Below are 24,231 nucleotides of genomic sequence, written 5' to 3'. Positions count from 1 at the left end.
CCAACAGGCATTACTTCAATAAGGTGTGGTTCACGGTACAGCTTGAGTGGTTTTGAATGATTACATTATGAGTGGAATTGGTATAAAATGCCGCGTTTTGCATCATGTGTATCTTGATGTACCCGATGAAGGCATTTGGCGGCAGCGTTCGCTAATAAACTGACTAGGTTGTGATGAGTAACATTAAATTGATTGTTGGGTTGGCAAACCCAGGTGCTGAATACGCACAAACTCGCCATAATGCTGGTGCGTGGTATGTGCAGGAGCTGGCTCGTATTTGCAATGTTCAATTAGTACCAGAGAGTAAATACTTTGGCGTTAGCGCACGGGCTATTTTACATGGCAAAGATGTGCGGTTGTTGATCCCAACAACTTACATGAATTTAAGCGGAAAGTCTGTGGCTGCATTAGCCAACTTTTTCCGCATTCTGCCTGAAGAAATATTAGTCGCCCATGATGAACTCGATATGGACCCTGGGGTGGCTAAATTTAAACTAGGTGGTGGCCATGGTGGCCATAATGGCTTAAAAGACATTATCGCTAGTTTAGGCAACGACAAGAACTTTCATCGCTTGCGCATTGGTATTGGTCATCCAGGTGATAAAAATAAAGTTAGTGGCTATGTTCTGGGCAGGGCACCAGCAGTAGAACAAGAACGAATAATCGCTGCGATAGATGAAGCCGTTCGTTCCACCGAGATTTTATTTAACCAAGACATGGCGAAAGCTATGCACAGATTACATTCGTTCAAAGCAGAATAAGCTAGGCTAGTTTTGTTTTAACACCCTTTCGACATCATTATCCAATGGGATAATTCTACATATATAAAGGTAAGCATATGGGTTTTAAATGCGGCATTGTTGGTCTTCCAAACGTAGGTAAGTCAACGTTGTTTAATGCGTTAACACAAGCCGGTATTGAAGCGGCAAACTTTCCGTTTTGTACTATTGAGCCAAACACCGGCGTGGTACCTGTACCAGACTCACGTCTTGACGCGTTAGCAGCTATTGTTAAACCGCAACGCATTTTACCGACTTCTATGGAGTTCGTTGACATCGCTGGTTTAGTGGCAGGCGCTTCTAAAGGTGAAGGTCTAGGTAACAAGTTTTTAGCTAACATTCGTGAAACCGATGCTATTGGTCATGTTGTGCGTTGCTTTGAAGATCCGAACATTGTTCATGTTGCTAACAAAATTGACCCAGCGGGCGATATTGAAGTGATTAATACTGAATTAGCCCTAGCGGATCTAGACGCCTGTGAACGCGCTATATTTCGTCAAGCTAAACGCGCTAAAGGCGGCGATGCTGATGCAAAATTTGAAGTGGCTGTGCTTGAGAAAATGCGTCCATTGCTAGACGAAGCTAAAATGCTACGTTCATTAGACTTAACTAAAGAAGAATTAGCTGCAGTTGCGTACTTAAATTTCTTAACATTAAAGCCAACAATGTACATTGCTAACGTGGCTGAAGATGGTTTTGAAAATAACCCTCATCTTGATGTTGTGCGCGCCATAGCTGCAACCGAAAATGCTGTTGTTGTGCCTGTATGCGCTGCAATTGAGTCAGAATTGGCCGAGATGGAAGCGGATGACCGTGACGAGTTTATGGCCGATTTAGGCATAGAAGAGTCTGGTTTAGATCGCGTGATCCGTGCTGGGTATGAATTATTAAATCTGCAAACTTATTTTACGGCGGGTGTAAAAGAAGTACGTGCATGGACAGTGCCTATTGGTGCATCTGCGCCACAAGCGGCAGGCGTAATCCACACCGATTTTGAACGTGGTTTTATTCGTGCACAGGTTATGGCATATCAAGATTTTATTACCTACAAGGGTGAAGCTGGCGCTAAAGATGCTGGTAAATTACGTGTAGAAGGTAAAACATACATCGTTAAAGACGGTGATGTAATGCATTTCTTATTTAACGTATAAGCATCACTTACGTTATTAAGAAATCATAACAGGGGCGTAAAGGATATTTTAGTGAGTTAATGGGCTTTATTTTGTCGATTCGGCATTCAGTTTGGTGAAGTTATAGCCGAACAAGACGAATTGATGAAAATAGCGAAAAAAACCAGTTGACCTAGATAACCTGAATAAGCATAATACGCCCCGTTCCTCGCCAAGAGGGATTGCAAGAAATAGTGGCAATATAGCTCAGCTGGTTAGAGCACAGCACTCATAATGCTGGGGTCGCAGGTTCAAGTCCCGCTATTGCTACCATCTATTTCTTACCCATCTGCTCAAGATGTTAAACTAGAGTGTTGTGCGGGAGTGGTGGAATTGGTAGACACGCCAGATTTAGGTTCTGGTGCCGCAAGGTGTGAGAGTTCAAGTCTCTCCTTCCGTACCATTTATTAGAAGTATTGGCTTAGGCGAATGTTTCAAAAAGCTTGATTGGGATATCGCCAAGCGGTAAGGCACTGGGTTTTGATCTCAGCATTCCAAGGTTCGAATCCTTGTATCCCAGCCATTTATAACGTTAGACAAGATTATTGGGATATCGCCAAGCGGTAAGGCACTGGGTTTTGATCTCAGCATTCCAAGGTTCGAATCCTTGTATCCCAGCCATCTTTGGCAATATAGCTCAGCTGGTTAGAGCACAGCACTCATAATGCTGGGGTCGCAGGTTCAAGTCCCGCTATTGCTACCATATTTATTGGGTAGAGTGAGTGCTACTTACACTAGCTGGTAAAGCAAAGTTTACTCTGAAATAAAAAGAGTATACTCTAAGTTAAAATTTGATGCGGGAATGGTGGAATTGGTAGACACGCCAGATTTAGGTTCTGGTGCCGCGAGGTGTGAGAGTTCAAGTCTCTCTTTCCGTACCATCAAATTTTAATTGAAATAAATAGTTAATTTAAATAGTCACTTAGTATTAATATAAACAGTAATAATTGGGGTATCGCCAAGCGGTAAGGCACTGGGTTTTGATCTCAGCATTCCAAGGTTCGAATCCTTGTACCCCAGCCAAATTTAAAAAAGCCCGTCTATAAGACGGGCTTTTTGCTGTATTTTTTTTGTGAAAATTTTGAGTATAATCAAGCCTGATGGTATCAATGCTGCTTAATGAGAAATCAAAGCTTCGTCCTATTCAATGCCTATTAATTCTCTTTTACGGGACAGATAATGAATACGCTAACGATGAGGTATCAATAGTATTTTCCTATCAACACGATTGATTCTATCGGTTATCTATTTTACTGACGGTTGTTTAGACTTGCCTTATACAGTAAATATCTTGCCAAAGGCTCACCATGAACATCCCAACATCAACACCACCAATTAATCCTTATGATGCATCACGTGCCAAAATGGCGCTTATTGCGGAAGGTGGTGGTCAGCGAGGGATATTCACCGCTGGTGTATTAGATGCGTGGTTAGATAATGATTTTGATCCCTTCGACTTATTTATCGGCACGTCTGCTGGTTCACAAAATCTCACTAGCTTTCTCTCCCGTCAAAAAGGTTATGCTAAACGATTAATTCGTGGGCTATCACGTCATAAGCGTTTTTACCAATTGGGCCGAGGATTAGTTGGCGGCAATGTTGTCGATTTAGACTGGTACTTTGATAAAACCACTCAAGGGAGTTTTGCTTTAGACTTTTCCGCCGCCGCAAAGTCATTAGGACAACGTGAATTATTGATTACGGCAACGAATTCACGCGATAGACAAGGCTATTTTATACGCCCCAATGGTGATAATGATCACTGGCGCGAATTACTTAAAGCCTCAAGTGCTTTACCGTTTTTGTATAAACAAGGGGTTAAGCTTGCACCCTGGTTAACCGCTAGTGCAGCTAATCAAGCGGAAGTCAGTGATGACTACCCTCAAGAGGATTTTTACCTTGACGGTGGACTAGCTGCGCCATTGCCGGTTCGTGAAGCGTATAACCGTGGTGCTCGAAAAATAGTGGTCATTCGCACCGTTAATGCAGATTTTCATGCTCAATCTGCTTGGGTGCATAAATTAAAGTCATGGATTTGTGTGTCAGGTTATTGTCCCAAAACCATTGATTACTTGGTTCAGCATGAACAAGCTTACCAACAAGAACTCGCTTTTATCGCTAATCCACCTGAAGATGTCGAGATCATTCAAATTTTTGCTGATGATAATCTCCAAAGTAAATTATTAGGCAGTACTGATGTCGATTTACGTCATGACTATAGAAGCGGTATTACTGCCGGTAAGGCTTTTTTACATAACCAACAAGCATTTTATGCCACGCATCCACTGCATCAGCTAGATAAACGGCACTCATTTACTGTCAGACAAGAAATGACCGCTTAAACAAATTTGATTGTTTATTTGATAGCATATGTGCCATATCGATGAAGTGGCGTGATTGATTAAATCAATAAATACATTGTGATTAGGATGAATAAACGTTGCGGAATGCTTTGACTGATACAGTGCGGACGTCAGCCATTCAATACTGGCTTTTTTCCCTACCTTATATTAGGGCTTTGGTGATAACAACAAACAAAAACGCACTCGTGAGAGTGCGTTTTTTATTTCACTCACTAAAGCTGATTAGTGGCGAAACATTGCAGAGATTGACTCTTCGTTGCTAACGCGACGAATAGCTTCTGCTAATAGCGCTGACATAGTGAGTTGAGTCACTTTGGTCACTTTTAGCATTTCTGGGCTTAATGGCACTGTGTCTGTCACGATAACTTCATCGATAACAGAATTGGCAATATTTTCAGCTGCATTACCTGAGAATACAGGATGAGTAGCATAAGCGAACACACGATTAGCGCCATGTTCTTTTAATGCTTCAGCAGCTTTACATAAGGTGCCACCAGTGTCGATCATGTCATCAACAATGATGCAATCACGGCCTTGAACATCACCAATAATATGCATTACCTGGGCAACGTTGGCTTGTGGACGACGCTTATCGATAATAGCCAGGTCAGTATCATCTAATAACTTGGCAATGGCACGAGCGCGAACTACGCCGCCTATATCAGGAGACACAACAACAGGGTTATCAAATTTCCGGGAGAGCATGTCTTCAAGTAACACAGGGCTACCGAATACGTTATCAACCGGGACATCAAAGAAACCTTGAATTTGCTCAGCGTGTAAATCACAGGTCAATACGCGGTCAACACCCACGCTTGACAAGAAATCTGCAACCACTTTTGCGGTAATAGGCACACGTGCACTGCGTACACGGCGATCTTGGCGAGCATATCCAAAGTACGGAATAACGGCAGTAATACGACCCGCTGATGCACGGCGTAACGCGTCAACCATTACAATAAGCTCCATGAGATTATCGTTAGTTGGTGCGCAAGTAGATTGGATAATGAACACATCCGCACCACGTACATTCTCGTTTATTTGAACACTGATTTCACCGTCGCTGAAACGGCCTACAACTGCATCGCCAAGTTTGCAAAATAAACGTTCGGCAATCTTAGCAGCTAAATTTGGGGTAGCGTTACCAGCAAAGAGCTTGATGTCGGGCACTTTATGAACCTCAGGTGTTTGCTTTACGATTAAAGGCTAGATCAATTTTACGTGTTGTCACTCAAAACTGACCCAGAAGATAGTAAGTTGTTAGAGTTGTTCAAGCCGTATTGCTAATGGCGACTTATTCATCCCTTTTGCAACAAACCCTCGCATATCAGCCGGTAATTTGGCTAAAGCGTCAAGTGCTTGTTGCGAATGTGTAAATTCCCCGAACACACATGCGCCTGTTCCGGTCATTCTCGACGGCGCATATTCTACCAGCCAGCTTAAGGCATTGGCAACTTGAGGGTGCTTAGTTGTGACCAGTTTTTGACAATCATTACTCCATTGCTGGGTCATTAAGCGACTCATGTCTAATTTAGGTGTGTTGCGTGGCAGATCAGGATGTTGAAAAATATCTTTAGTTGACACATGCACATCTGGAACAATGACTAAGTACCACAACTCTGTAGGTTGTACGGCGATTAACTTATCACCCACACCCTCGGCAAATGCGGATAAACCATTAATAAAAACAGGAACATCCGCTCCTAATGCTAAGCCTATTTCAGCCAATTTACTGGGTGGTACATTGGTTTTCCATAAGGCATTTAACGCCACTAATGTGGTTGCAGCATCAGATGAACCACCGCCTAAACCTCCACCCATAGGCAGTAATTTGTCTAACCAAATATGCGCGCCACCCTCATATTGGGTGTAACGCTTAAGTGACTTTGCGGCTTTAAGAATTAAGTTATCGCTGTCAGCGACAGAATCGGAGATCGTAGAATGTAAAATTAAATCTGAGGTATTGGTAATGTGAAAATCAAGGTAATCGCAATGGTCAATAAATTGAAACAATGTCTGTAATTCATGATAACCATCATCTCGTTGGCCAGTAACATGCAAAAATAAATTCAGTTTTGCTGGAGCAGGCCAACTTGGTGATGTCATTAATTTACGTGAGTTTGTTGATTTCATGTTCGTTTTACTACCTTGTTCATTCGCCAGCACTTAACATTTAACGCTACTTTGCTTTGGATTTTACCGCTGTCCATTGATTAGTTTGAATTTTTATTTGCACATCTTCACGTTCAATTTTCAATAGCTTAGGCACAAGTGCGCCGCCTTGTTGTTGCCAACTGATAAAACTGACTGACCAATTTGCTTGGGCGTCGTGGCTGATTAATTGTTTAATTGTGCCATCAGGATTATAGCTGACAATTTTATCATTGCTGCCAATTTGGCCGGTGATCCATAAAGGTAAGCTGTCCAAAGGTATTGACCAGCCGCTAATGCCGGTTAATAAATCCTGGGCGTTGCTGTCGCGATAGGTTTTGCCGTCAACGTCAAGTGTCGCCATACCTTGGTTGGTCTTAAGGGTTAATACTGTGGTGCCTAATACGGTTGTTAAACGTAAATCATTGGCGCTGGGTTGATGTAGCCAATATAGATTGGTACTAAATTTTTCTTCAGCTGTTTTGACGGCAATTTTGCCTTGTAGTTCCCATGCTTTAGCTTGAGCGGCATTGGTCACATTGATAGGCGTAAAATCTTCAGATGGAGTAACACTACAACCGGCTAATAAAAACAACACGGAAATGGTAACGATATGGAATAAAGAGGCAGATAAACGCAATGGATTGCCTAGCAGTTGTTTGACATGTTCTTATGATACTGGGCTTAAGCGATTATGTAAAAATGCTTTTGGCAAAATTAATGTGATATTAATGTAATGGTTTGCATAATACATATGTGAACAAACATAAAAATTGAGACATTTATTCGGTTTTGTTAAGCCAATTGTGTTTTTAGTCGGTCCAATTCAGTAGAATAGACTAATTAACGTCACCGAAAAGAACTTGATACCATCAAATGAGCCTAGTAATAATCGGGATAAACCATAAAACCGCCACGGTAGATTTGCGTGAAAAAGTCGCTTTCTCTCCAGACCGCATTCATGACGCCATGAAAAGCCTGGCTAGTCGCACCCGAACGGGCGAGGCTGTTATTGTGTCGACCTGTAATCGTACTGAGCTATATTGCAATAATGCCGAGAAGGAAGACATTATTGAATGGTTAGAGGATTACCATAATTTAGAGCACAGTGATTTAATGCCGTGCATCTATGTTTATGAAGAGCAAGTTGCCGTTAAACATTTAATGCGGGTTGCATCGGGTTTAGATTCACTGGTATTAGGCGAGCCGCAAATTTTGGGGCAGGTTAAGCAAGCGTTTGTGAAGGCTAAAGAAGCAGGCACCATTGCATTAACCATTGATCGTTTATTTCAAAATACCTTCTCAGTGGCTAAAAAAGTCCGTACCGAAACCGAAATTGGCGCCGCAGCTGTTTCAGTTGCATTTGCGGCAGTGAGTATGGCTAAACACATTTTCTCATCATTGAGCACTACTAAAGTGTTGCTTATTGGTGCAGGAGAAACCATTGAATTAGTCGCCAAACATCTTAAAGATAATGGTGTTGCTTCAATGGTGGTGGCTAATCGCACTATTGAACGTGCTCAAGCCATGTGCAAAGAGTTTAATGCGACCGCAATTACCCTGGAACAAATACCTGATTTTCTCGCTAAAGCCGATATCGTGATATCCTCTACCGCCAGCCCTTTGCCCATTTTAGGTAAAGGTATGGTCGAAAAAGCGCTAAAACAGCGTCGTCACCAACCTATGTTGTTGGTCGATATTGCAGTTCCAAGAGATATTGAAGCAGAAGTCGGTGAGTTAGACGACGCATTCCTTTATACTGTAGACGATCTGCATAGCATAATTGAACAGAACATGGCTTCACGTAAAGAAGCCGCCGAGCAAGCAGAATTAATTACTGAAGATCAATCACACATATTTATGGAGTGGATTAAGTCTTTAGAGTCAGTCGACAGTATTCGCGAATATCGCAGCCAGAGCTTGGCGATTAAAGATGAATTAGTTGAGCGCGCCTTGAATAAATTATCTCAAGGCAGTGATAGTGAGCAAGTAATCCTTGAGTTAGCCAATAGGTTAACTAATCGTTTAATACATTCACCCACACAAGCGCTTACTTCAGCCAGCCGTCAAGGCGATTTGAATACGTTAGGCCAATTAAGAACTGCGCTTGGTTTAGATAAAAACTAAGGTTAGCGAGCTAAATGAAAGAATCCGTTATCCGCAAGCTAGAAGGCTTGCTCGAGCGTAATGAAGAAGTATTGGCGTTACTCAGTGATCCCAGCGTGATAGCGGATCAAGACCGCTTTCGTGGATTATCCAAAGAATATTCTCAACTTGAAGATGTGGTAAAAGGTTTTACTGAATTCCAACAAGCCCAAAAAGATTTCGAATACGCCAAAGAGATGCTTGAAGAAGACGATCTGGAAATGCGTGAAATGGCGCAAGATGAATATAAGCAATCTAAGCAAGCGTTAGAAAAGCTTGAAGATGAATTACAAGTCTTACTACTGCCTACCGATCCTAATGATGACACTAACGCGTTTCTTGAAATTCGTGCTGGTGCTGGTGGTGATGAAGCGGCCATTTTTGCGGGTGACTTGTACCGTATGTATTCACGTTACTGTGAAGCTAACCGTTGGCAAATGGAAGTCATGAACGTTAACGAAGGCGAGCATGGCGGCTTTAAAGAAATCATTGTCAAAATCAGTGGTGACGGCGCTTACGGTAAATTAAAGTTTGAGTCAGGCGGGCATCGCGTTCAACGTGTGCCAGAAACTGAATCTCAGGGTCGTGTGCATACCTCTGCCTGCACGGTAGTGGTATTGCATGAAGTGCCTGAAGCTGAAGCGATTTCGATTAATGCTGCTGACTTAAAAGTGGATACATTCCGCGCCTCTGGTGCGGGTGGTCAGCACGTTAACAAAACCGATTCTGCTATTCGTATTACCCATATTCCATCAGGTATTATTGTCGAGTGTCAGGATCAACGATCGCAACATAAAAACCGTGCCCAAGCCATGAGTGTATTGGCTGCACGAATTCAAGCTGTTGAAGACGAAAAAAGACGTAGTGCTGAAGAAACGACTCGTCGTAGCTTAGTGGCCAGTGGCGATCGTTCTGAACGTATTAGAACCTATAATTACCCACAAGGCCGCGTAAGTGATCATCGTATCAACTTAACGCTATATCGCTTAAATGAAGTCATGGAAGGCGACTTAAATGTCTTGCTTGACCCTATCATGCTAGAACATCAAGCAGATATGCTTGCCGCGTTAGCTGACGAATAAGGAGTGCTCTTGACTCAGTCTTCGTATTCAACAATTGCTGAAGCCCTGCAATGGGCTTATTCACAACTGGCGGCAACCTCTGAATCTGCTCACGTGGATGCAGAGGCTTTGCTACTGCATTGTTTAAATAAAAATCGCAGTTTTTTATACACTTGGCCTGAGCGACAGCTCACTAGTGAGCAATTTAAAGCTTATAGCCAGATGATTGCTAAACGTCAAAACGGAATTCCGGTTGCACATATCATTGGCGAGCGGGAGTTTTGGTCATTACCCTTTATTGTTAACGACTCGACCCTTATTCCACGGCCAGACACCGAAATTTTAGTTGAGACTGCACTGAACTTATCAGTGCGTCACAATGCCAAAGTATTGGATTTAGGTACCGGAACGGGCGCGATTGCATTGGCGTTAGCGTCGGAGCGACCGAAATGGCGTATTACTGCCATTGATAATGTTCCTGAAGCCGTTGAACTTGCTAAGGCTAATCGTGGCAATCTTAATTTACCCGATGTAGAAATTATCCAGTCAGATTGGTTTTCTGCGGTTAAGCAGCGCGATTTTGATTTAATCGTGTCTAATCCACCTTACATTGATGAAGCCGACGAGCACCTTCATTTAGGCGATGTTCGCTTTGAACCGCAAAGCGCACTCACTGCCGCAAATGAAGGCTATGCCGAGTTGTATTATATTGCCGATCAAGCTCGGGCTCATTTACTTCCTGGTGGGTATTTATTGCTTGAACATGGCTATGAACAAGCCATTAAAGTCCGTGAAAAACTCATTGAGCTTGGCTATCAAAACGTTGCTACAGTTCGAGACTTTGGCAGTAATGATCGCTGCACTATAGGGCAATGGATTGATGGCTAGTCCAGCCTCCAACAGGTATTTATCTTTCTAAGTAAATAGCAACAATCACGGTATTGGTGTGCGGCTGGTTGATAGAGTAAACTAGCCGCCTTTTATTTTACCTTTTCAATGAGACTTAATTAATGGAAACATTTTACAGTTTATATCCAGCGGTAAAGCATACTCACATGATGTTAGTTGCCATGAGTGTGATCTTTTTTATCGTGCGCTTTGTTTTACATTTACGTCAGTCTCCTATTATGGAAAAAAAGTTTGTTAAAGTGGCTCCCCATGTCATTGATACTTTTTTATTACTGTCTGGCTTCACCTTGTGCTTTATGATCAAACAATATCCTTTTGTGGATCCGTGGATGACAGAAAAAATCACCTGTGTTGTGGCATACATTGCATTAGGCGTGATGGCACTAAAATCTAATCGTAATAAGCTGTTTAAGTTTTTTGCATTTATTGGCGCAATTGGTTGGGTAGTGTTAGCGGCCAAACTGGCTTATTTTAAACAAGTCGTATTGATGGGTTAATTGGTTTTAATGGCAAAATATCTTCTTGATGATGCAGTTTCGATTCCCGAAACTGCATTTGAACTCTCTGAACATCTTGGCTTTTCAACCTCTAAACCTGCTATGTGGGCGTGGTACGAAATGGCCGGTTCAGTATTGAGTCACTATGTTGTTGACCAGCAAGCACGGCTTGAAGGTCTGTTTAAGTGGTTTTACAATGATTTAGGTTTTTGTGTACGAGACGACTATTTTAGTGTCGAGGCTGCAGATTTAAGTTACTGCGTATTAAAGCGTCAAGGTAACAGCACTACGTTATCTATATTACTGATCTTATTAGCTAAGCAACTCGACATAACACTCGAGGCGATTTTATTACCCGGTAATACGGTACTAAAAAGCCAAGTTAATGATGTGGTTAAATATCATGATCCACTAACTGGTAATGAGCTTAGCCGTCATCAATTGCATGCATTCGTGCGCGGTGAACTGGGTAATGCGGCTAAATTAAAACCGAGTCATCTTAAAACGGCTACGCTAAAGCGGCTAATTAGCCGCATGTTACATGAGCTGAAAGCGGGTTGTATTGTCAGTCATAAATTTGAACAGGCAATGGAATGTTGCAATTTATTATTACAATGGCATCCAGACGATGTTCACCTTAATCGCGAGCGGGCTTTTATTGCTCAGCAGTTAGGGTGTATTAAAGTGGCCATGTCTGATTTACAGCACTTCATTGATTTGAGTCCGCATGATCCGGTAATTGAACTGGTTAAGATTCAATTAAAGGAACTCAGTCAACATACGCAGGTTTATCATTAATTAATTGATAACCTGCAACTTAGGCTGCTTTGGGGTAACTCAAAGCAGTTTTTATTCTGCTAGCAAGCTGATTTAATCGTTTAGTTACAGAGTAATAAGAATTAAATCACAAAAAAATTCGCAATAACAAGATTCGCAACAGCAAGATTCACAGTAATATTAGCAATAACAATAACAACTAAAAATATAATGTATTTGTAAGGGAGAACACTGCATGACAACGTCAGCAATGGTGAGCAATGATGCCACCGCACTCGGTATACTCGCCGTTATTTTAGGCTTTGTTTTTTACACTAGCTCATCCACCCATCCGTTTTGGCAAAAATTCTATAAATACATTCCAGCATTACTATTGTGCTATTTCTTACCCTCATTATTAAACACTTTTGGCGTGATTGATGGCCATGCGTCACAACTGTATTTTGTTGCTTCGCGGTATTTATTGCCTGCGTGTTTAGTCTTATTGATTTTAAGCGTCGATTTAAAGGCTATTCTAAGTTTAGGCCCTAAAGCGGTAATTATGTTTTTAACGGGCACGCTGGGTATTGTTATTGGTGGGCCGATTGCACTGTTAAGCGTATCAATGATTGATCCATCATTACTCGGTGGCAATGGCCCTGATGCGGTTTGGCGCGGCATGACAACTCTCGCGGGGAGTTGGATTGGTGGTGGTGCTAACCAAGCAGCAATGAAAGAAATTTATGACGTCGGCGGTGAGATATTTTCAGTAATGGTGACCGTCGATGTCATCGTAGCCAATATCTGGATGGCCGTATTATTATTTATGGCATCAAAAGCCAAAGAGATTGATGCCAGAACCGGCGCAGACACTACCGCAATTGAAGCGCTAAAAGAGAAAGTAGAAAAGTATCACGCTGAAAATTCACGTATTCCAACGCTTCGCGACATCATGTTGATTGTAGCTGTTGGTTTCGGGGTAACAGGTTTTGCTCATTTTGCGGCAGACTTCTTAGGGCCATTCTTTGAAGCCAACTATCCATGGACCGAAGATTACAGTTTAACCTCTAAATTCTTCTGGTTAGTGGTCATTGTGACGACCATTGGTTTAGGGCTTTCGTTTAGTCCTGTGCGTCATCTTGAAGCCTCTGGCGCGTCTAAAATCGCCTCGGCATTTTTATATATTCTCGTTGCAACCATAGGTTTGCATATGGATGTGTCTAAAGTCATGGATACGCCGATTTATTTCTTAATTGGTATCGTGTGGATGTTAGTGCACGCAGGATTAATGTTATTGGTGGCTAAACTTATTAAAGCGCCATTGTTTTATATGGCCGTGGGAAGCCAGGCCAATGTTGGTGGCGCCGCATCGGCGCCAGTGGTGGCTGCTGCATTCCATCCAGCATTAGCTCCTGTCGGGGTATTGTTGGCCGTATTCGGTTATGCATTAGGTACTTACATGGCTTGGCTATGTGGTCAGTTATTACAAATTGTTGCAGCGTAATGCGCTAAGAGGATCAAATGGATCAAAAAATTATTCAGTTAACTAATAATGTTGAAGTCGCTAACGATAAGCCGTTCGTTTTATTTGGTGGCATGAACGTACTTGAGTCGCGCGACTTAGCAATGTCGATTGCAGAACATTATGTGGAAGTGACCCAAAAACTTGGTATCCCCTATGTGTTTAAAGCCTCTTTTGATAAAGCTAATCGCTCATCGGTTAACTCATATCGTGGCCCTGGTATAGAAGAAGGTTTACGTATTTTTGAAGAAATAAAATCAACCTTTAATGTGCCCATTATTACCGATGTACACGAAATTTATCAGTGTGCACCTGTTGCTGAAGTTGTTGATATTATTCAATTACCTGCATTTTTAGCGCGTCAGACTGATCTTGTTGTCGCGATGGCTAAAACCGGTGCCGTTATTAACGTGAAAAAACCGCAGTTTTTAGCGCCACATGAAATGCGTCACATTATTACCAAGTTTAACGAAGCCGGTAATGACAACATTATCCTATGCGAACGCGGCAGCAGCTTTGGTTACAACAACCTGGTTGTCGACATGCTAGGCATGGACGAAATGAAGCAAACGGGTTATCCGGTAATTTTTGATGCGACTCATGCACTGCAACGCCCTGGTGGACGTGCAGACTCTGCTGGTGGACGTCGTGCTCAAGCAACGGAGCTTGCGCGCAGTGGTATGGCTTTAGGGTTAGCGGGCTTATTTATTGAAGCGCATCCTGATCCTGACAATGCAAAATGTGACGGTCCATGTGCGCTGCCGCTGCATTTGCTAGAAAAGTATCTCACCCAGATGAAAGCGGTTGATGATTTAGTTAAATCGTTTGAGTTTATTGATACCAGCAAGTAAATCATCAATGGCATTGAATAACTGAAACCTCGGCAAGTTGATTTTTAATCAATTAGGCACTTAATCAGTGTCTTTTAATCGCCGTAAACAGTAATCTAATTGTCCTTGTATAAGCCCTGACTTGTTACCAAGTTTCAGGGCTTTTTTAGTAAAGAAGTAACCCATTATGTGGATCATGTTTACCTTTCTCGCCGCATTCATGCAGGCGTGGCGCAATGCATTTCAAAGTAAGTTGAGTAAAGAGGTTAGCGTTGCAGGCGTAACCTTAGCCAGATTTATTTGGGCAGGACCTATAGCAGCCGTCTATCTATATAGTTTGCATCAATATCAACCTACCGCATTACCTCAGTTTAGTAGCATCTTTTGGCGTTTTGTGATCGGTGCATCGGCAATGCAAATACTGGCAACAGGGCTAATGGTCCAGTTGTTTAAAATGCAAAATTATGCCATTGGAGCTGGTCTGGCTAAAAGTGAAGCCTTAGTGGCGGCCATTCTTGGGGTCATTTTTTTCGGTACTCAATTATCAATATTAGGTTGGATAGGTGTTGTTATTGGAGGTGTAGCGGTGATGCTACTAAGCAGTAAACAAGGTTTTAAACATTTGTCGCTTAAAACGGTGTTATTAGGGCTGGCGTGTGGCAGTTGCTTTGCGCTGACATCGCTATGGGTGCGCGAAGCAAGCTTAACTCTACAAGGTCCGTTTACGCATCGGGCTGCATGGGTATTATTGTGTGTTATAGGGCTGCAAACGATAGTGCTAATTGGTTATTTACTAGCAAAAGATAAATTAACTTTAACTGCGTTATGGCAGCGACCTAAATTAACCTTAGCCATTAGCGTGACGAGTTGTATCGGTTCTATTGGGTGGTTTAGTGCCATGTCGTTGCAAGCAGTGCCTTATGTCAAAACCTTAGGTCAAGTAGAGGTATTTTTCACTCTGATTATTGCGACGTTTTGGCTTAAAGAGAAGGTTAACATTAACGATATTGCCGGATTACTATTAATTGCCATCGCGGCTATTTTAGTGATGTGGAGCTAATATTATTCGTATTTGCTGAGGTGTAAAACCTTGTCGAGCAGAGATTGATTATGGGGGGCATTAAGCTGATGTACCTTCGCTTGCTGGCAAATATAACCATTAATATAACTGATTTCAGTAGGCCTATTATGCGTGACATCCTGATACATGGATGAATAGTTTGCTGCCGTTAAATCGATTACCTGATACACCCGCGCGATCACAGCGGTTTTATCTAAGCTAATGCCATCACATTTAGCCACTTGTACTAACTCATCAACAATAGCCGTAATCTGCGTTTGGTATTGAGTTGCTGCTAATTGACCATTAGCACACTGATTTAATGCGCTTAACGGGTTTATAACTGCATTAATCGCCAGCTTTTGCCATAACACAGGTAAAACAGGTTGATGCCATTCAAGCGGTTGATTGTCACTGTGCAAATAATTAAGGCGCGCTTTTAATGTTGGTGACATAAGGGGGCCACAAAAATGCCCTAGTTGGGTTACACCCAAGCCACTGTGTTGTACTTGCCAGTCGTTTTGCTTTAACGCAGCTTGTGAAGTTGTGCCTAACGTTAATCCTTGGTTTTTATGGTTTGCTATCGCAGCAGTAACGGGTAGGTGGGGACCTAATCCATTGTGGAGTAACACAATATGGCAGTGAGGAGCTAGTCTCGCCAATAAGGGCAGAAGAGCTTGTTCGACTTGATAGGCTTTAACACACACTAACAATAATTCAACTTGTGTTAAGCGGTCATCTTCAATGCCCAATATTGTCGCTAATATATGATGGTTATAGTGCGTATGGTCAATAAAGCTTAGCTCTTGTTGCCGAGTTTGTTTGTCTCGGCCAATAAACATCACATCATTTGCTTGAGTCGCTTGAGTACAAAGACTCAATTTATGATACATCAACTGCCCAATTGCACCGGCCCCTAATATGGCAATAAGCGCACTATTGTTATCGGTGGATGGCGGCGGTAAGACAGATGTAATTACCATGGTCTATTAACGATTCGCTTTCAATTTACGGTATTTAGTCACTGAAAAGTGCAGTAAGTAAAATAATGCAATCCCAACAAAATCGGCAATCACATCGGCAACCGAAGCACTGCGATAAGGTAAGCGAGATTGAATCAGTTCAATTAACACTGCATAAGTAGCCAAAGAGGTACACAAAAAATACCAGCGCGGTTTGAACGCATAATGTGCTAGATATGAAAGGGCAAAAAAACTGCCTAAATGGCCCACTTTATCCATATTAGCGAAAGTCTGCGGGTAACTTGGTTTTGAAAAAACCAGATAGCTAGTTACTATCACAGCAACAACTAACGCAAGTTTAAAAATATTTTTATAAGTGATCACGAGCGTAACATCAGCCTTGTGAAACGAGAATATGGCTAATAATAAGAAACCTGTTTAAAATTGTCACTACTTAACCTCTATTGAAAGCAATAATTGTTCATCGAAGGGGATTTTCGTTGTTGATAATGGTAAATCGTTAGCTGTTAAACTCAGTAATAATGGGCTGTTTAGCCATCTGATCAATAAAAATAGCCTATTAATGATTTTTTGTTAATCAACCGCGAGTTAGCACAAAATAAAACCGTTATAAGTTGTCAGGTTGTACTCCACTATCCTGATAATGAGTCCTAGTGTAAAATAGCCTGATATAATTGTGATGAATCAAAGAGGAAAGCAACATGCCATCTATGGATATTGTGTCGGAAGTTGACGAAGAAGAATTACGTAACGCGGTAGAAAACTCTCGCCGTGAAGTGGCTGGCCGATTTGATTTACGTGGTAAAGAAATCGAGATTGATTTGAAAGACAATGTCGTTACCTTAAAATCAGAAGACGATTTCATTTGTAAGCAGTTAGTCGATATTCTGCGTATTCAGCTTAGCAAACGTAACGTCGATCCGTCGTCAATGGAAGTCGATGATAAAGCGATTCACAGTGGTAAAACTTTCAGTTTAAAAGTTAACTTCAAGCAAGGTATCGAATCTCTGACGGCCAAAAAGCTAGTTAAAGCCATCAAAGACAGCAAACTTAAAGTACAGGCCGCCATTCAAGGCGATAAAGTGCGTATAACTGGCAAAAAACGTGATGATTTACAAGCTGTAATGAGATTAGCTAAAGAGTCAGAGTTAGATCAACCTTTTCAGTTTGATAACTTTAAGGATTAATCCTTAAATCTCTGCATGCTGCAGAGACAAACACTGATAATGCAAAACCGATATGGGAAAGCCTATCGGTTTTTTGCTTATGGCCTGCGGCGACTAACGTCGTGGCGCTTCACCCACACCAGAGCAAGAGGAAATTAACGGCTACTCCCTTTTTGGCGTTGCAGGGAGAGCCTTGCGTTGTCAATTCACGAAGTTTGAAACTGGTCATACAGTTATGATTTTCCCTCATCCGTCGAGACATCAATTGAGTCATCCGATGATGCTTGCTTCGCTGCTATGACTTGTTGTTGCGAGCGATTCACCACCACCACCAATATTAATACCGGAAAGCCAATCAAACTGGCTGCAACAAAGAAGTTGATATAACCAAAAGCATCAACATACAAGCCCGAAAATCCTGCAATAAATTTTGGAAACAACAACATAATGGATGACAATAATGCATATTGGGTGGCGCTATAACCCGTACTGGTTAAGCTCGACAAATAAGCAATAAACGCCGCAGTCGCGATCCCGGCACTGAAATTATCCACTGAAATTGCCAAGGTTAAAAATGGTACGTTGTAGCCAATATAGGCTTGCCAAGCAAACAGCAGGTTGGTGACCGCGACGAGTAAGGCCCCCAAGAATAGAATTTTCATGGTGCCATAACGCATGATTAATACCCCACCAAAAGCGGCGCCAACCAAGGTCATAATCAATCCATAGACTTTACTGATAAAAGCGATTTCTTCTTTGCTAAAACCGATATCAACGTAAAACACATTTGCCATAATACCCATGACAATATCGGAAATACGATAACACGAGATTAACAACAAAATGAGAATCGCGCTTTTGCCATAACGCTTAAAAAAGTCAATAAAAGGCAATACACTTGCGCTGTATAACCAGGCTAATGCCCCAGCGACTTTAGCAGGGTATTTGGCTGCAAACTCGGCTCTTAATAGGCGTTCTTTATCGTCAGCCTGTTTGGTATCGACTTGCGGTTCTTTACTGCATAGGGTGGTAATAATGCCAATACCCATTAACATTGCCATGGCAAAGTAGGCAGTCTGCCAAGCTTGTAGATTGTAAGTATCATCACCTGGTGATACCCAAGCAGCGATAGTTAATGCACCTGCAGTGGCAATGATCATCGCACTGCGGTAACCGACTTGGTAAGCAGCCGCGAGGGCTGCTTGCATTTTTTCAGGGGCTGATTCAATCCGAAAAGCATCGATGACTATGTCTTGGGTGGCGGAGGCAAATGCCAAAAGTAGGGCACATAAGGCCAAGCGTTCAAGATTGATCACAGGATCGCTAACAGACATACCGAGTATGGCACCGACTAAGCACAGTTGTGCGAATAGCATCCAACCTCGTCGTCGGCCTAAAAAACGAGTAAATAACGGCAGCGACATTCGGTCTACTAATGGTGACCATGCCCATTTGAACGCATACGTTAGTGCTATCCAGCTAAAATATCCAATAGCGGCTCGGTCGATACCGGCTTCACGCAACCAAAAACTTAAGGTTGAAAAAACTAGCATTAATGGCAAGCCAGCAGAAAATCCCATTAAGAGTAATATTAATACTCTTTTGTGGTAATAAACCGATAATGCTTCACGGGTACGAGCCAAGAAAACTGACATAAGACAACTGGATAAAGGAGAATGGCTCTAGCTTATGTTGCAAGCGGTTTAGGTTCAAGCCATTCTAAAAGATTATTAAGTCTGTTTGAGGTTAAACGGGTATGTAGACTAGGATTAAGATAATTACCTTAAGGTCTGATACCAATACAACTTTGTGGCACATTACCGCCAATATTGATGTAGTCACAACAGTCATGCACTTGTTGGCGTAAGTATTGATTACCTTTAATTGCCCAGCCAGACCAATGATCGAAACAGTACAATAAGTGCCAAAACACTTTTTCAGTGTCGCTAGGTTGTTCGGTTAATTGATTGGGATTGTTGGATATACATTGCCATTCTTCTAATACATCCCACATATACAGTTGTATTTCTTTGTAATCTAATTGGTTGTCTAAAAAAGCTTTGCCGAAATAGGCAAGCTGTGGGGCTTTAGTTTCAATGAAATCATTAGCCGTCATCATAAATGCGTCCTTGAGTATTCGAAATGCGGTTGCCAAGAGTTGTGCAGCTAACTGGGTGGAGGGGTAAAATAGAGTATAGACGTTAATGAGGTTGTTGGAGCTGTGAGCGTGAAATAAAGTGTCATTTTGTCATTCTATAGTGCTACTTCATTGATTTGTAAGCTAGTAAAAATGTAGGGGTAATAACATTATCATATTGAACAAAAGATAATAGTTTTGGTTAGCGTTCAATGATGCCGGCATTCGTCTTGATGTTAGTCATGTATTATTGCTTTGGCATAATAGTATTAGTTTAGGTATTAGTTAATCGAACGAGTGGAGAATAGAGCCCTTACCGATAGTATGCGCTAGCATTACCATCGGTAGGTATAGATGAATAGCAGGAAATTAGCGAGCCAATAAAGTGGCTTTTTTTAGCATGACGGTCTTTACCGGGAAATCTGGCCAGTTTAGAGTGTGGTTATGTTCTGTGGGAACCAATGAAATGGCTTCTAACACATCCATTCCTTGAGTAACCTCACCAAAAACGGTGTAGCCCCAGCGACGTTTAGAAGGATCTAATTTCTTATTGTCACCCAGATTAAAGTAAAACTGTCGGGTGGCGGAATGAGGATCGTTATCTCGAGCCATTGCAATGGTGCCAAGCAAGTTAGATAAACCATTACCGGATTCATTCACTATTGGCGCCAGTGAAGGGCGCTCTTCTAATTTAGCGGTTAATCCCCCTCCTTGAACGACAAATTCGCTAATTACGCGATGAAAAATAGTATTGTCATATTCGCCTTTCACCACATAGGTTAAAAAGTTATCTACGGTCAGCGGTGAACGAGTGCGATCTAACTCAACCACTATTTTACCCATAGAGGTGTCTAACTCTACTTGCGGATATAAGGTGTCTTTTTGAATATCGACTGCGGCGTTAGTGCTTAAACTGGTTAATAACAATAGGCAAGTGGCGAGCCATTTCAACATAATATGCAGTCCTTTGTTATTGGCATCAAACGATGCCAATCGATGATAATGCGTGTTGGATTAACGTTGAATAAATTGGTGTAACTCTTCATCGTTAAGAATTTCAGTGGTGAGCTTATCAACTAATTGAGTGATATCTAATTCAAGCGTGGCAAAGTCTGGGCTCAATGAGCCTTTTAAGTAGCCATTAGCATTATATGACTTAGTGAATTCTTGTTGTGAATTTTTAGCTAATACATTGATAACTAGGCGTGTTTTTGATTCAAAACTGAATGTAGAATCAGTTACGTCAGCCAATAAATAGTTGAGTTGAAACTGCACTGAATTACGTGCGGCAGGGTCAATAACATAACCCGCTTTGTTCATGCCATTACGAAACAGTTTTTCCAGCTGTTGACGAACCGGCTCACTGGCGCTCACCAACCTAGGCGCTTTACCTTCTTCGTTAAAACGCACTACAAAGCTTGCTTCTCGAGTATCTATGGTGTCGACCATTACCGGAAAATCGGCTTCAGTTTGTAACTTAACCGCACCCAGGGTCGGATTGAGGCCAACATGAGTCGGTTCATAACTGGCGCAAGCTGTTAACAGTAATGTAGACAGTAAAATAGGGATTAATAACTTCATGAGACAACAATAACAAGTAAACGGTAGATAAATGATACCAGAATTTGTCTGGGTTTCCAGTATCGCCAAGGTTATGTTGTTATAAAGATAACTCTAGTGATGTACGCCGCAATGTATCTGGATGAAGCTGATAATTAATATTTGGTTGAACTCCTCCTCTATTTAGATGCCCAGCAACAATGTTACTCGGTTGTTGACATTAATGACTGATCAATTCAGGTTAGTGTGATGCAACTTAAGTTTGATAAACAATATGATGTAGGGAATGTAATGCAACATAAACAACCGCAATTGGCACCAGAAAAATTGATCAATGCCAATGGCCAGCCAGTGTTTGGCCTATTTGATGGAATCGTTGATTCGCTCAATGTTAATCAATTTGCTTATTCAACAGTAATGGACAAACAAGCATCGATAATGGCTAAACATTTTAATTTTAAGCAATTCCAATTTGTTAACATTATTACCCCGCATTATATTGTCGCCCTTGCGATTGCCGATATTCGATATGTTGCCAATGGTTTTTGTTATCTTTATGACATCAGAGCCAACAAGCTAACCCAAACACAATGGTTAACGCCATTTGGGCTGGGCTGTAAGTTAAGTGGTTCACCTAAGCGTGGCCGCGCCGAGATAGGCCGTAAAAGCAAAGGTATTGTTATCGATATTATCGACGGTCAATGGCACGTTGAAATTAACCTTGCTTATATACAAGCTAATTTACGCATTCAGCCAGCGCCACTCAGTTTACCGATCAGCTTGTGTACTCCAACAGGTTATAACGGTTGGACTTATACTCAAAAGCACAATGGCTTATCCGTGGCGGGGCAACTCACCATTCATCATGAACCACAGCCTTTGCAATATGCACTGGCAGGTTATGACTTTTCGGCCGGATTTATGCGCCGTGAAACCAGTTGGCGCTGGGCTTCAATTAATGCTCAAACTGACGAGGGGATTATAGGGCTTAATTTGGCGGCCGGTGTTAATGAAACCGGCCAAACTGAAAATGTGATGTGGATAAATGGCGAACGCCATTTACTGGGCGGGGCACAATTTGATTTTAATCGCCACTCTCAACAAGATGGGTGGTATATCACCACCAATGATGGCCAAGTCGATTTGCATTTTAGGCCATTAAATCAACGCAGTGAAAAGTTAAATTTACTCTGGTTAAAAAACAACTTTAGACAATACATTGGTTATTTTAGTGGTGTGATTTGCGATAATAATGGTAATCAGTATCGCCTAAAAAATCAGTTAGGATTAACCGAAGATCACTTTGCTAAATGGTGATGCAAGCTAAATAATATTTTGTTAGTAGCTTGCTTTGCTAAGCGTGTATTTTACTAAAGGTGTGCTTTGCTAAGGAATGCGAATTCGCACCGCGTCACATCAGTGACGAAAATAATAATAATTAAAAATGGATAACAATATGGACATGGATTTACTGATTACTCACCCTGAGTGGTTATTATTGGTGTTAGCGCCGATTTTTTTCGGCTGCATTTTACTGGAATGGTGGTTTGGTGTTCGCGCCCAGCGATTACCGAGTAATGCTCAATATCGTCCTGCCGAAGTATTGTGTAATTTTGTATTGGCTGGTATGCACCAGGTGGCGGACATCATCGCTGGCTTGTTTATTGCGAAGATATATTTACACTTTTTCGGTTGGCGCTTATTTGATATTGAAATGACATTATTCACTTTTGGTTTATTGTTGATTGCTCAAGACTTTTGTTATTACTGGTTCCATCGTGCTAGCCATCGTATTCGCTGGATGTGGGCGGCGCATGTGGTGCATCACAGTTCAGAAAACATGAATTTCAGCACTGCATTTAGACAAAGCTTAATGTACCCATTGGCAGGAATGTGGCTGTTTTGGTTGCCTTTAGTGGTGATTGGCTTTGATCCTAATTGGGTGGTGTTTGCAGTATTACTTAATCTGGGATTGCAGTTTTTTGTTCATACCCAAGCGATTAAGTCGTTAGGGCCGCTAGAATTGATTTTTAATACACCGTCCCATCACCGGGTTCATCATGGCCGTAACCCACAATACATCGACAAAAATTATGCTGGCGTATTGATTATATGGGACAAACTATTTGGAACCTTTGAGCCAGAAAATGAAACGGTGATTTATGGCATCACTAAGCCGGTAAACAGTTTTAACCCGTTAGTGGTAACGTTTAGTGAATGGCGCGACATGTGGGGTGATGTTACCCAAGCGCAATTATCTCTAAAACAACGTTTACGGATATTATTTGCACCGCCTTCAACACATCAACAGTCATCCACTAAAACCGATATTTGAGCCCGCTGTAAACAAGCTTCAGGCTAGTACTTATCCCACTTTACTTGCTTTAATAGAGTAAATAAGTGGGATGAGGTGACCTTGATGTTTTAGCTGGTAACCTTTACCTACCACAAACTCCAAACCTTCAACGCAGTTGTAGGGGCTATAAGGATGTTCATTGAATGCTTCGATGTGAAGTCCTGCACTAATAAGTGCGCTAATGACTTCACTTATCGGGTGCGGCCAAGTGACTACCGTTTCAATTTGGTCGTTGTGGTTTTCGGTGTAGGTGACTTCATCTTCGATATCCGGTTGTGTTTGTGGAAAGTAGCCATAACCACACAGCACATCATTAAAAGGGTGGAACTCAACCAAATGAAATTCACCGCCTGGACGTAATGCTCCTGCAATGGTTTGCGCCCAGCGAGTTAAATCGGGTAACCAAGCTAACACCCCATAAGAGGTGAATACGATGTCATATTGCTCTGTATTGTGATCACCAAATTGATAGATGTCATTGTTGATGAATGTTGCTGGTAAGTGTAATTGAGCAGCCAGCTTTTTTGCAGTTGCAATCGATTCGCTTGATAAATCTACGCCAGTGACATTGGCGCCAAGCCTTGCCCACGATAAGCTGTCTTGTCCAAAGTGACATTGTAGGTGCAACAGGCTTTTGTGGTGCACATCGCCGACTTGTTCAAGTTCAATGGGGTTTAATGATGACTTACCTTGGATAAATGCCTCTAAGTCATAAAATGTTGAGTCGAGATGGATTTGAGTTCGCTGGTTCCATGCGTGTTTATTGATGGCTAAATAGTCCATGTTC

General features: G+C 41.9%; 24 protein-coding genes and 7 tRNA genes. 21 read left to right on the top strand and 10 right to left on the bottom strand.

What is annotated here, in order from left to right:
- The first annotated feature begins 173 nt into the window (after positions 1 to 173).
- The 10 genes from pth (at position 174) to EGC82_RS17745 (ending at position 4,290) form a co-directional block, all read left to right on the top strand.
- Positions 174 to 761 (top strand): aminoacyl-tRNA hydrolase, encoded by a 588-nt coding sequence (gene pth, locus EGC82_RS17790; RefSeq protein ID WP_124731935.1) that lies wholly within the window; start codon positions 174 to 176, stop codon positions 759 to 761.
- A 77-nt stretch (positions 762 to 838) separates the two neighbouring features.
- A complete protein-coding gene (gene ychF, locus EGC82_RS17785) occupies positions 839 to 1,930 on the top strand; it encodes a redox-regulated ATPase YchF (protein ID WP_124731934.1) in 1,092 nt (363 codons plus the stop codon).
- A gap of 214 nt (positions 1,931 to 2,144) precedes the next feature.
- Positions 2,145 to 2,221: transfer RNA gene (locus EGC82_RS17780), tRNA-Met, on the top strand.
- A 45-nt stretch (positions 2,222 to 2,266) separates the two neighbouring features.
- Positions 2,267 to 2,351 (top strand) — tRNA-Leu (locus EGC82_RS17775).
- A 45-nt stretch (positions 2,352 to 2,396) separates the two neighbouring features.
- Positions 2,397 to 2,471, top strand: a tRNA-Gln gene (locus tag EGC82_RS17770).
- A gap of 23 nt (positions 2,472 to 2,494) precedes the next feature.
- A tRNA-Gln gene (locus EGC82_RS17765) sits at positions 2,495 to 2,569 on the top strand.
- Between the two features lie 5 nt (positions 2,570 to 2,574).
- Positions 2,575 to 2,651, top strand: a tRNA-Met gene (locus tag EGC82_RS17760).
- A 93-nt stretch (positions 2,652 to 2,744) separates the two neighbouring features.
- Positions 2,745 to 2,829: transfer RNA gene (locus EGC82_RS17755), tRNA-Leu, on the top strand.
- A gap of 67 nt (positions 2,830 to 2,896) precedes the next feature.
- A tRNA-Gln gene (locus tag EGC82_RS17750) sits at positions 2,897 to 2,971 on the top strand.
- Between the two features lie 284 nt (positions 2,972 to 3,255).
- The gene (locus EGC82_RS17745) at positions 3,256 to 4,290 is read left to right on the top strand and encodes a patatin-like phospholipase family protein (protein WP_124731933.1); all 1,035 of its coding nucleotides are present in this window, start codon (positions 3,256 to 3,258) and stop codon (positions 4,288 to 4,290) included.
- A 243-nt stretch (positions 4,291 to 4,533) separates the two neighbouring features.
- Here the strand turns inward: EGC82_RS17745 and EGC82_RS17740 are convergent, their stop codons facing one another.
- From EGC82_RS17740 to lolB, 3 genes are all read right to left on the bottom strand, one after another.
- The gene (locus EGC82_RS17740) at positions 4,534 to 5,481 is read right to left on the bottom strand and encodes a ribose-phosphate pyrophosphokinase (protein ID WP_124731932.1); all 948 of its coding nucleotides are present in this window, start codon (positions 5,479 to 5,481) and stop codon (positions 4,534 to 4,536) included.
- 90 nt (positions 5,482 to 5,571) lie between these two features.
- Positions 5,572 to 6,444: a 4-(cytidine 5'-diphospho)-2-C-methyl-D-erythritol kinase gene (gene ispE, locus EGC82_RS17735; protein ID WP_124731931.1), complete on the bottom strand. Its 873-nt coding sequence runs from the start codon at positions 6,442 to 6,444 to the stop codon at positions 5,572 to 5,574.
- A gap of 46 nt (positions 6,445 to 6,490) precedes the next feature.
- Entirely contained in the window at positions 6,491 to 7,102 is a 612-nt protein-coding gene (lolB, locus tag EGC82_RS17730) for a lipoprotein insertase outer membrane protein LolB (RefSeq protein ID WP_124731930.1), read from the bottom strand.
- A gap of 236 nt (positions 7,103 to 7,338) precedes the next feature.
- Between lolB and hemA the strand changes: the two genes are divergently transcribed.
- The 8 genes from hemA (at position 7,339) to EGC82_RS17690 (ending at position 15,242) form a co-directional block, all read left to right on the top strand.
- The gene (hemA, locus tag EGC82_RS17725; protein ID WP_124731929.1) at positions 7,339 to 8,589 is read left to right on the top strand and encodes a glutamyl-tRNA reductase; all 1,251 of its coding nucleotides are present in this window, start codon (positions 7,339 to 7,341) and stop codon (positions 8,587 to 8,589) included.
- A 14-nt stretch (positions 8,590 to 8,603) separates the two neighbouring features.
- Positions 8,604 to 9,689: a peptide chain release factor 1 gene (gene prfA / locus EGC82_RS17720; protein ID WP_124731928.1), complete on the top strand. Its 1,086-nt coding sequence runs from the start codon at positions 8,604 to 8,606 to the stop codon at positions 9,687 to 9,689.
- 9 nt (positions 9,690 to 9,698) lie between these two features.
- On the top strand, positions 9,699 to 10,556 hold the full coding sequence (gene prmC / locus EGC82_RS17715) for a peptide chain release factor N(5)-glutamine methyltransferase (RefSeq protein ID WP_124731927.1): 858 nt from the start codon (positions 9,699 to 9,701) through the stop codon (positions 10,554 to 10,556).
- Positions 10,557 to 10,678: 122 nt separating this feature from the next.
- The gene (locus EGC82_RS17710; protein WP_124731926.1) at positions 10,679 to 11,074 is read left to right on the top strand and encodes a SirB2 family protein; all 396 of its coding nucleotides are present in this window, start codon (positions 10,679 to 10,681) and stop codon (positions 11,072 to 11,074) included.
- Positions 11,075 to 11,083: 9 nt separating this feature from the next.
- Positions 11,084 to 11,872, top strand: a complete 789-nt coding sequence (locus EGC82_RS17705; protein WP_124731925.1) for a transglutaminase family protein — start codon at positions 11,084 to 11,086, stop codon at positions 11,870 to 11,872.
- Between the two features lie 214 nt (positions 11,873 to 12,086).
- Positions 12,087 to 13,334 carry a DUF819 family protein gene (locus tag EGC82_RS17700; protein ID WP_124731924.1) on the top strand — a complete coding sequence of 416 codons (1,248 nt, stop codon included), beginning with the start codon at positions 12,087 to 12,089 and terminating at the stop codon, positions 13,332 to 13,334.
- A gap of 17 nt (positions 13,335 to 13,351) precedes the next feature.
- Complete coding sequence (gene kdsA / locus EGC82_RS17695; protein ID WP_124731923.1) at positions 13,352 to 14,203, top strand: 3-deoxy-8-phosphooctulonate synthase; 852 nt, start codon at positions 13,352 to 13,354, stop codon at positions 14,201 to 14,203.
- Between the two features lie 166 nt (positions 14,204 to 14,369).
- Positions 14,370 to 15,242, top strand: coding sequence for a DMT family transporter (locus tag EGC82_RS17690; protein WP_124731922.1), 873 nt, complete (start codon positions 14,370 to 14,372; stop codon positions 15,240 to 15,242).
- A 2-nt stretch (positions 15,243 to 15,244) separates the two neighbouring features.
- Here EGC82_RS17690 and EGC82_RS17685 read toward each other — a convergent pair whose 3' ends face one another.
- Positions 15,245 to 16,225 (bottom strand): 2-dehydropantoate 2-reductase, encoded by a 981-nt coding sequence (locus EGC82_RS17685; RefSeq protein ID WP_124731921.1) that lies wholly within the window; start codon positions 16,223 to 16,225, stop codon positions 15,245 to 15,247.
- A 6-nt stretch (positions 16,226 to 16,231) separates the two neighbouring features.
- Positions 16,232 to 16,588, bottom strand: a complete 357-nt coding sequence (locus EGC82_RS17680; protein ID WP_124731920.1) for a VanZ family protein — start codon at positions 16,586 to 16,588, stop codon at positions 16,232 to 16,234.
- Positions 16,589 to 16,926: 338 nt separating this feature from the next.
- On the opposite strand from EGC82_RS17680, the gene EGC82_RS17675 reads away from it, so the two are divergent.
- Positions 16,927 to 17,412 (top strand): YajQ family cyclic di-GMP-binding protein, encoded by a 486-nt coding sequence (locus EGC82_RS17675; RefSeq protein WP_124731919.1) that lies wholly within the window; start codon positions 16,927 to 16,929, stop codon positions 17,410 to 17,412.
- A gap of 212 nt (positions 17,413 to 17,624) precedes the next feature.
- Here EGC82_RS17675 and EGC82_RS17670 read toward each other — a convergent pair whose 3' ends face one another.
- From EGC82_RS17670 to EGC82_RS17655, 4 genes are all read right to left on the bottom strand, one after another.
- Positions 17,625 to 19,046 carry an AmpG family muropeptide MFS transporter gene (locus EGC82_RS17670; RefSeq protein WP_124731918.1) on the bottom strand — a complete coding sequence of 474 codons (1,422 nt, stop codon included), beginning with the start codon at positions 19,044 to 19,046 and terminating at the stop codon, positions 17,625 to 17,627.
- Between the two features lie 128 nt (positions 19,047 to 19,174).
- Positions 19,175 to 19,507, bottom strand: coding sequence for a hypothetical protein (locus EGC82_RS17665; RefSeq protein ID WP_124732698.1), 333 nt, complete (start codon positions 19,505 to 19,507; stop codon positions 19,175 to 19,177).
- Between the two features lie 390 nt (positions 19,508 to 19,897).
- Positions 19,898 to 20,482, bottom strand: a complete 585-nt coding sequence (locus EGC82_RS17660) for a peptidylprolyl isomerase (protein WP_124731917.1) — start codon at positions 20,480 to 20,482, stop codon at positions 19,898 to 19,900.
- Positions 20,483 to 20,542: 60 nt separating this feature from the next.
- Positions 20,543 to 21,109 carry a YajG family lipoprotein gene (locus EGC82_RS17655; RefSeq protein ID WP_124731916.1) on the bottom strand — a complete coding sequence of 189 codons (567 nt, stop codon included), beginning with the start codon at positions 21,107 to 21,109 and terminating at the stop codon, positions 20,543 to 20,545.
- 228 nt (positions 21,110 to 21,337) lie between these two features.
- On the opposite strand from EGC82_RS17655, the gene EGC82_RS17650 reads away from it, so the two are divergent.
- On the top strand, positions 21,338 to 22,405 hold the full coding sequence (locus EGC82_RS17650; protein ID WP_124731915.1) for a DUF2804 domain-containing protein: 1,068 nt from the start codon (positions 21,338 to 21,340) through the stop codon (positions 22,403 to 22,405).
- Positions 22,406 to 22,544: 139 nt separating this feature from the next.
- Complete coding sequence (locus tag EGC82_RS17645) at positions 22,545 to 23,423, top strand: sterol desaturase family protein (RefSeq protein ID WP_124731914.1); 879 nt, start codon at positions 22,545 to 22,547, stop codon at positions 23,421 to 23,423.
- Positions 23,424 to 23,453: 30 nt separating this feature from the next.
- Here the strand turns inward: EGC82_RS17645 and EGC82_RS17640 are convergent, their stop codons facing one another.
- Positions 23,454 to 24,227 carry a class I SAM-dependent methyltransferase gene (locus EGC82_RS17640; protein ID WP_124731913.1) on the bottom strand — a complete coding sequence of 258 codons (774 nt, stop codon included), beginning with the start codon at positions 24,225 to 24,227 and terminating at the stop codon, positions 23,454 to 23,456.
- Positions 24,228 to 24,231: the final 4 nt, after the last annotated feature.

Source organism: Shewanella livingstonensis, from assembly GCF_003855395.1.
Lineage (GTDB): Bacteria > Pseudomonadota > Gammaproteobacteria > Enterobacterales > Shewanellaceae > Shewanella > Shewanella livingstonensis.
Note: the sequence above shows the minus strand (reverse complement) of the source record. Positions and strands in the feature narration are given on the sequence as shown.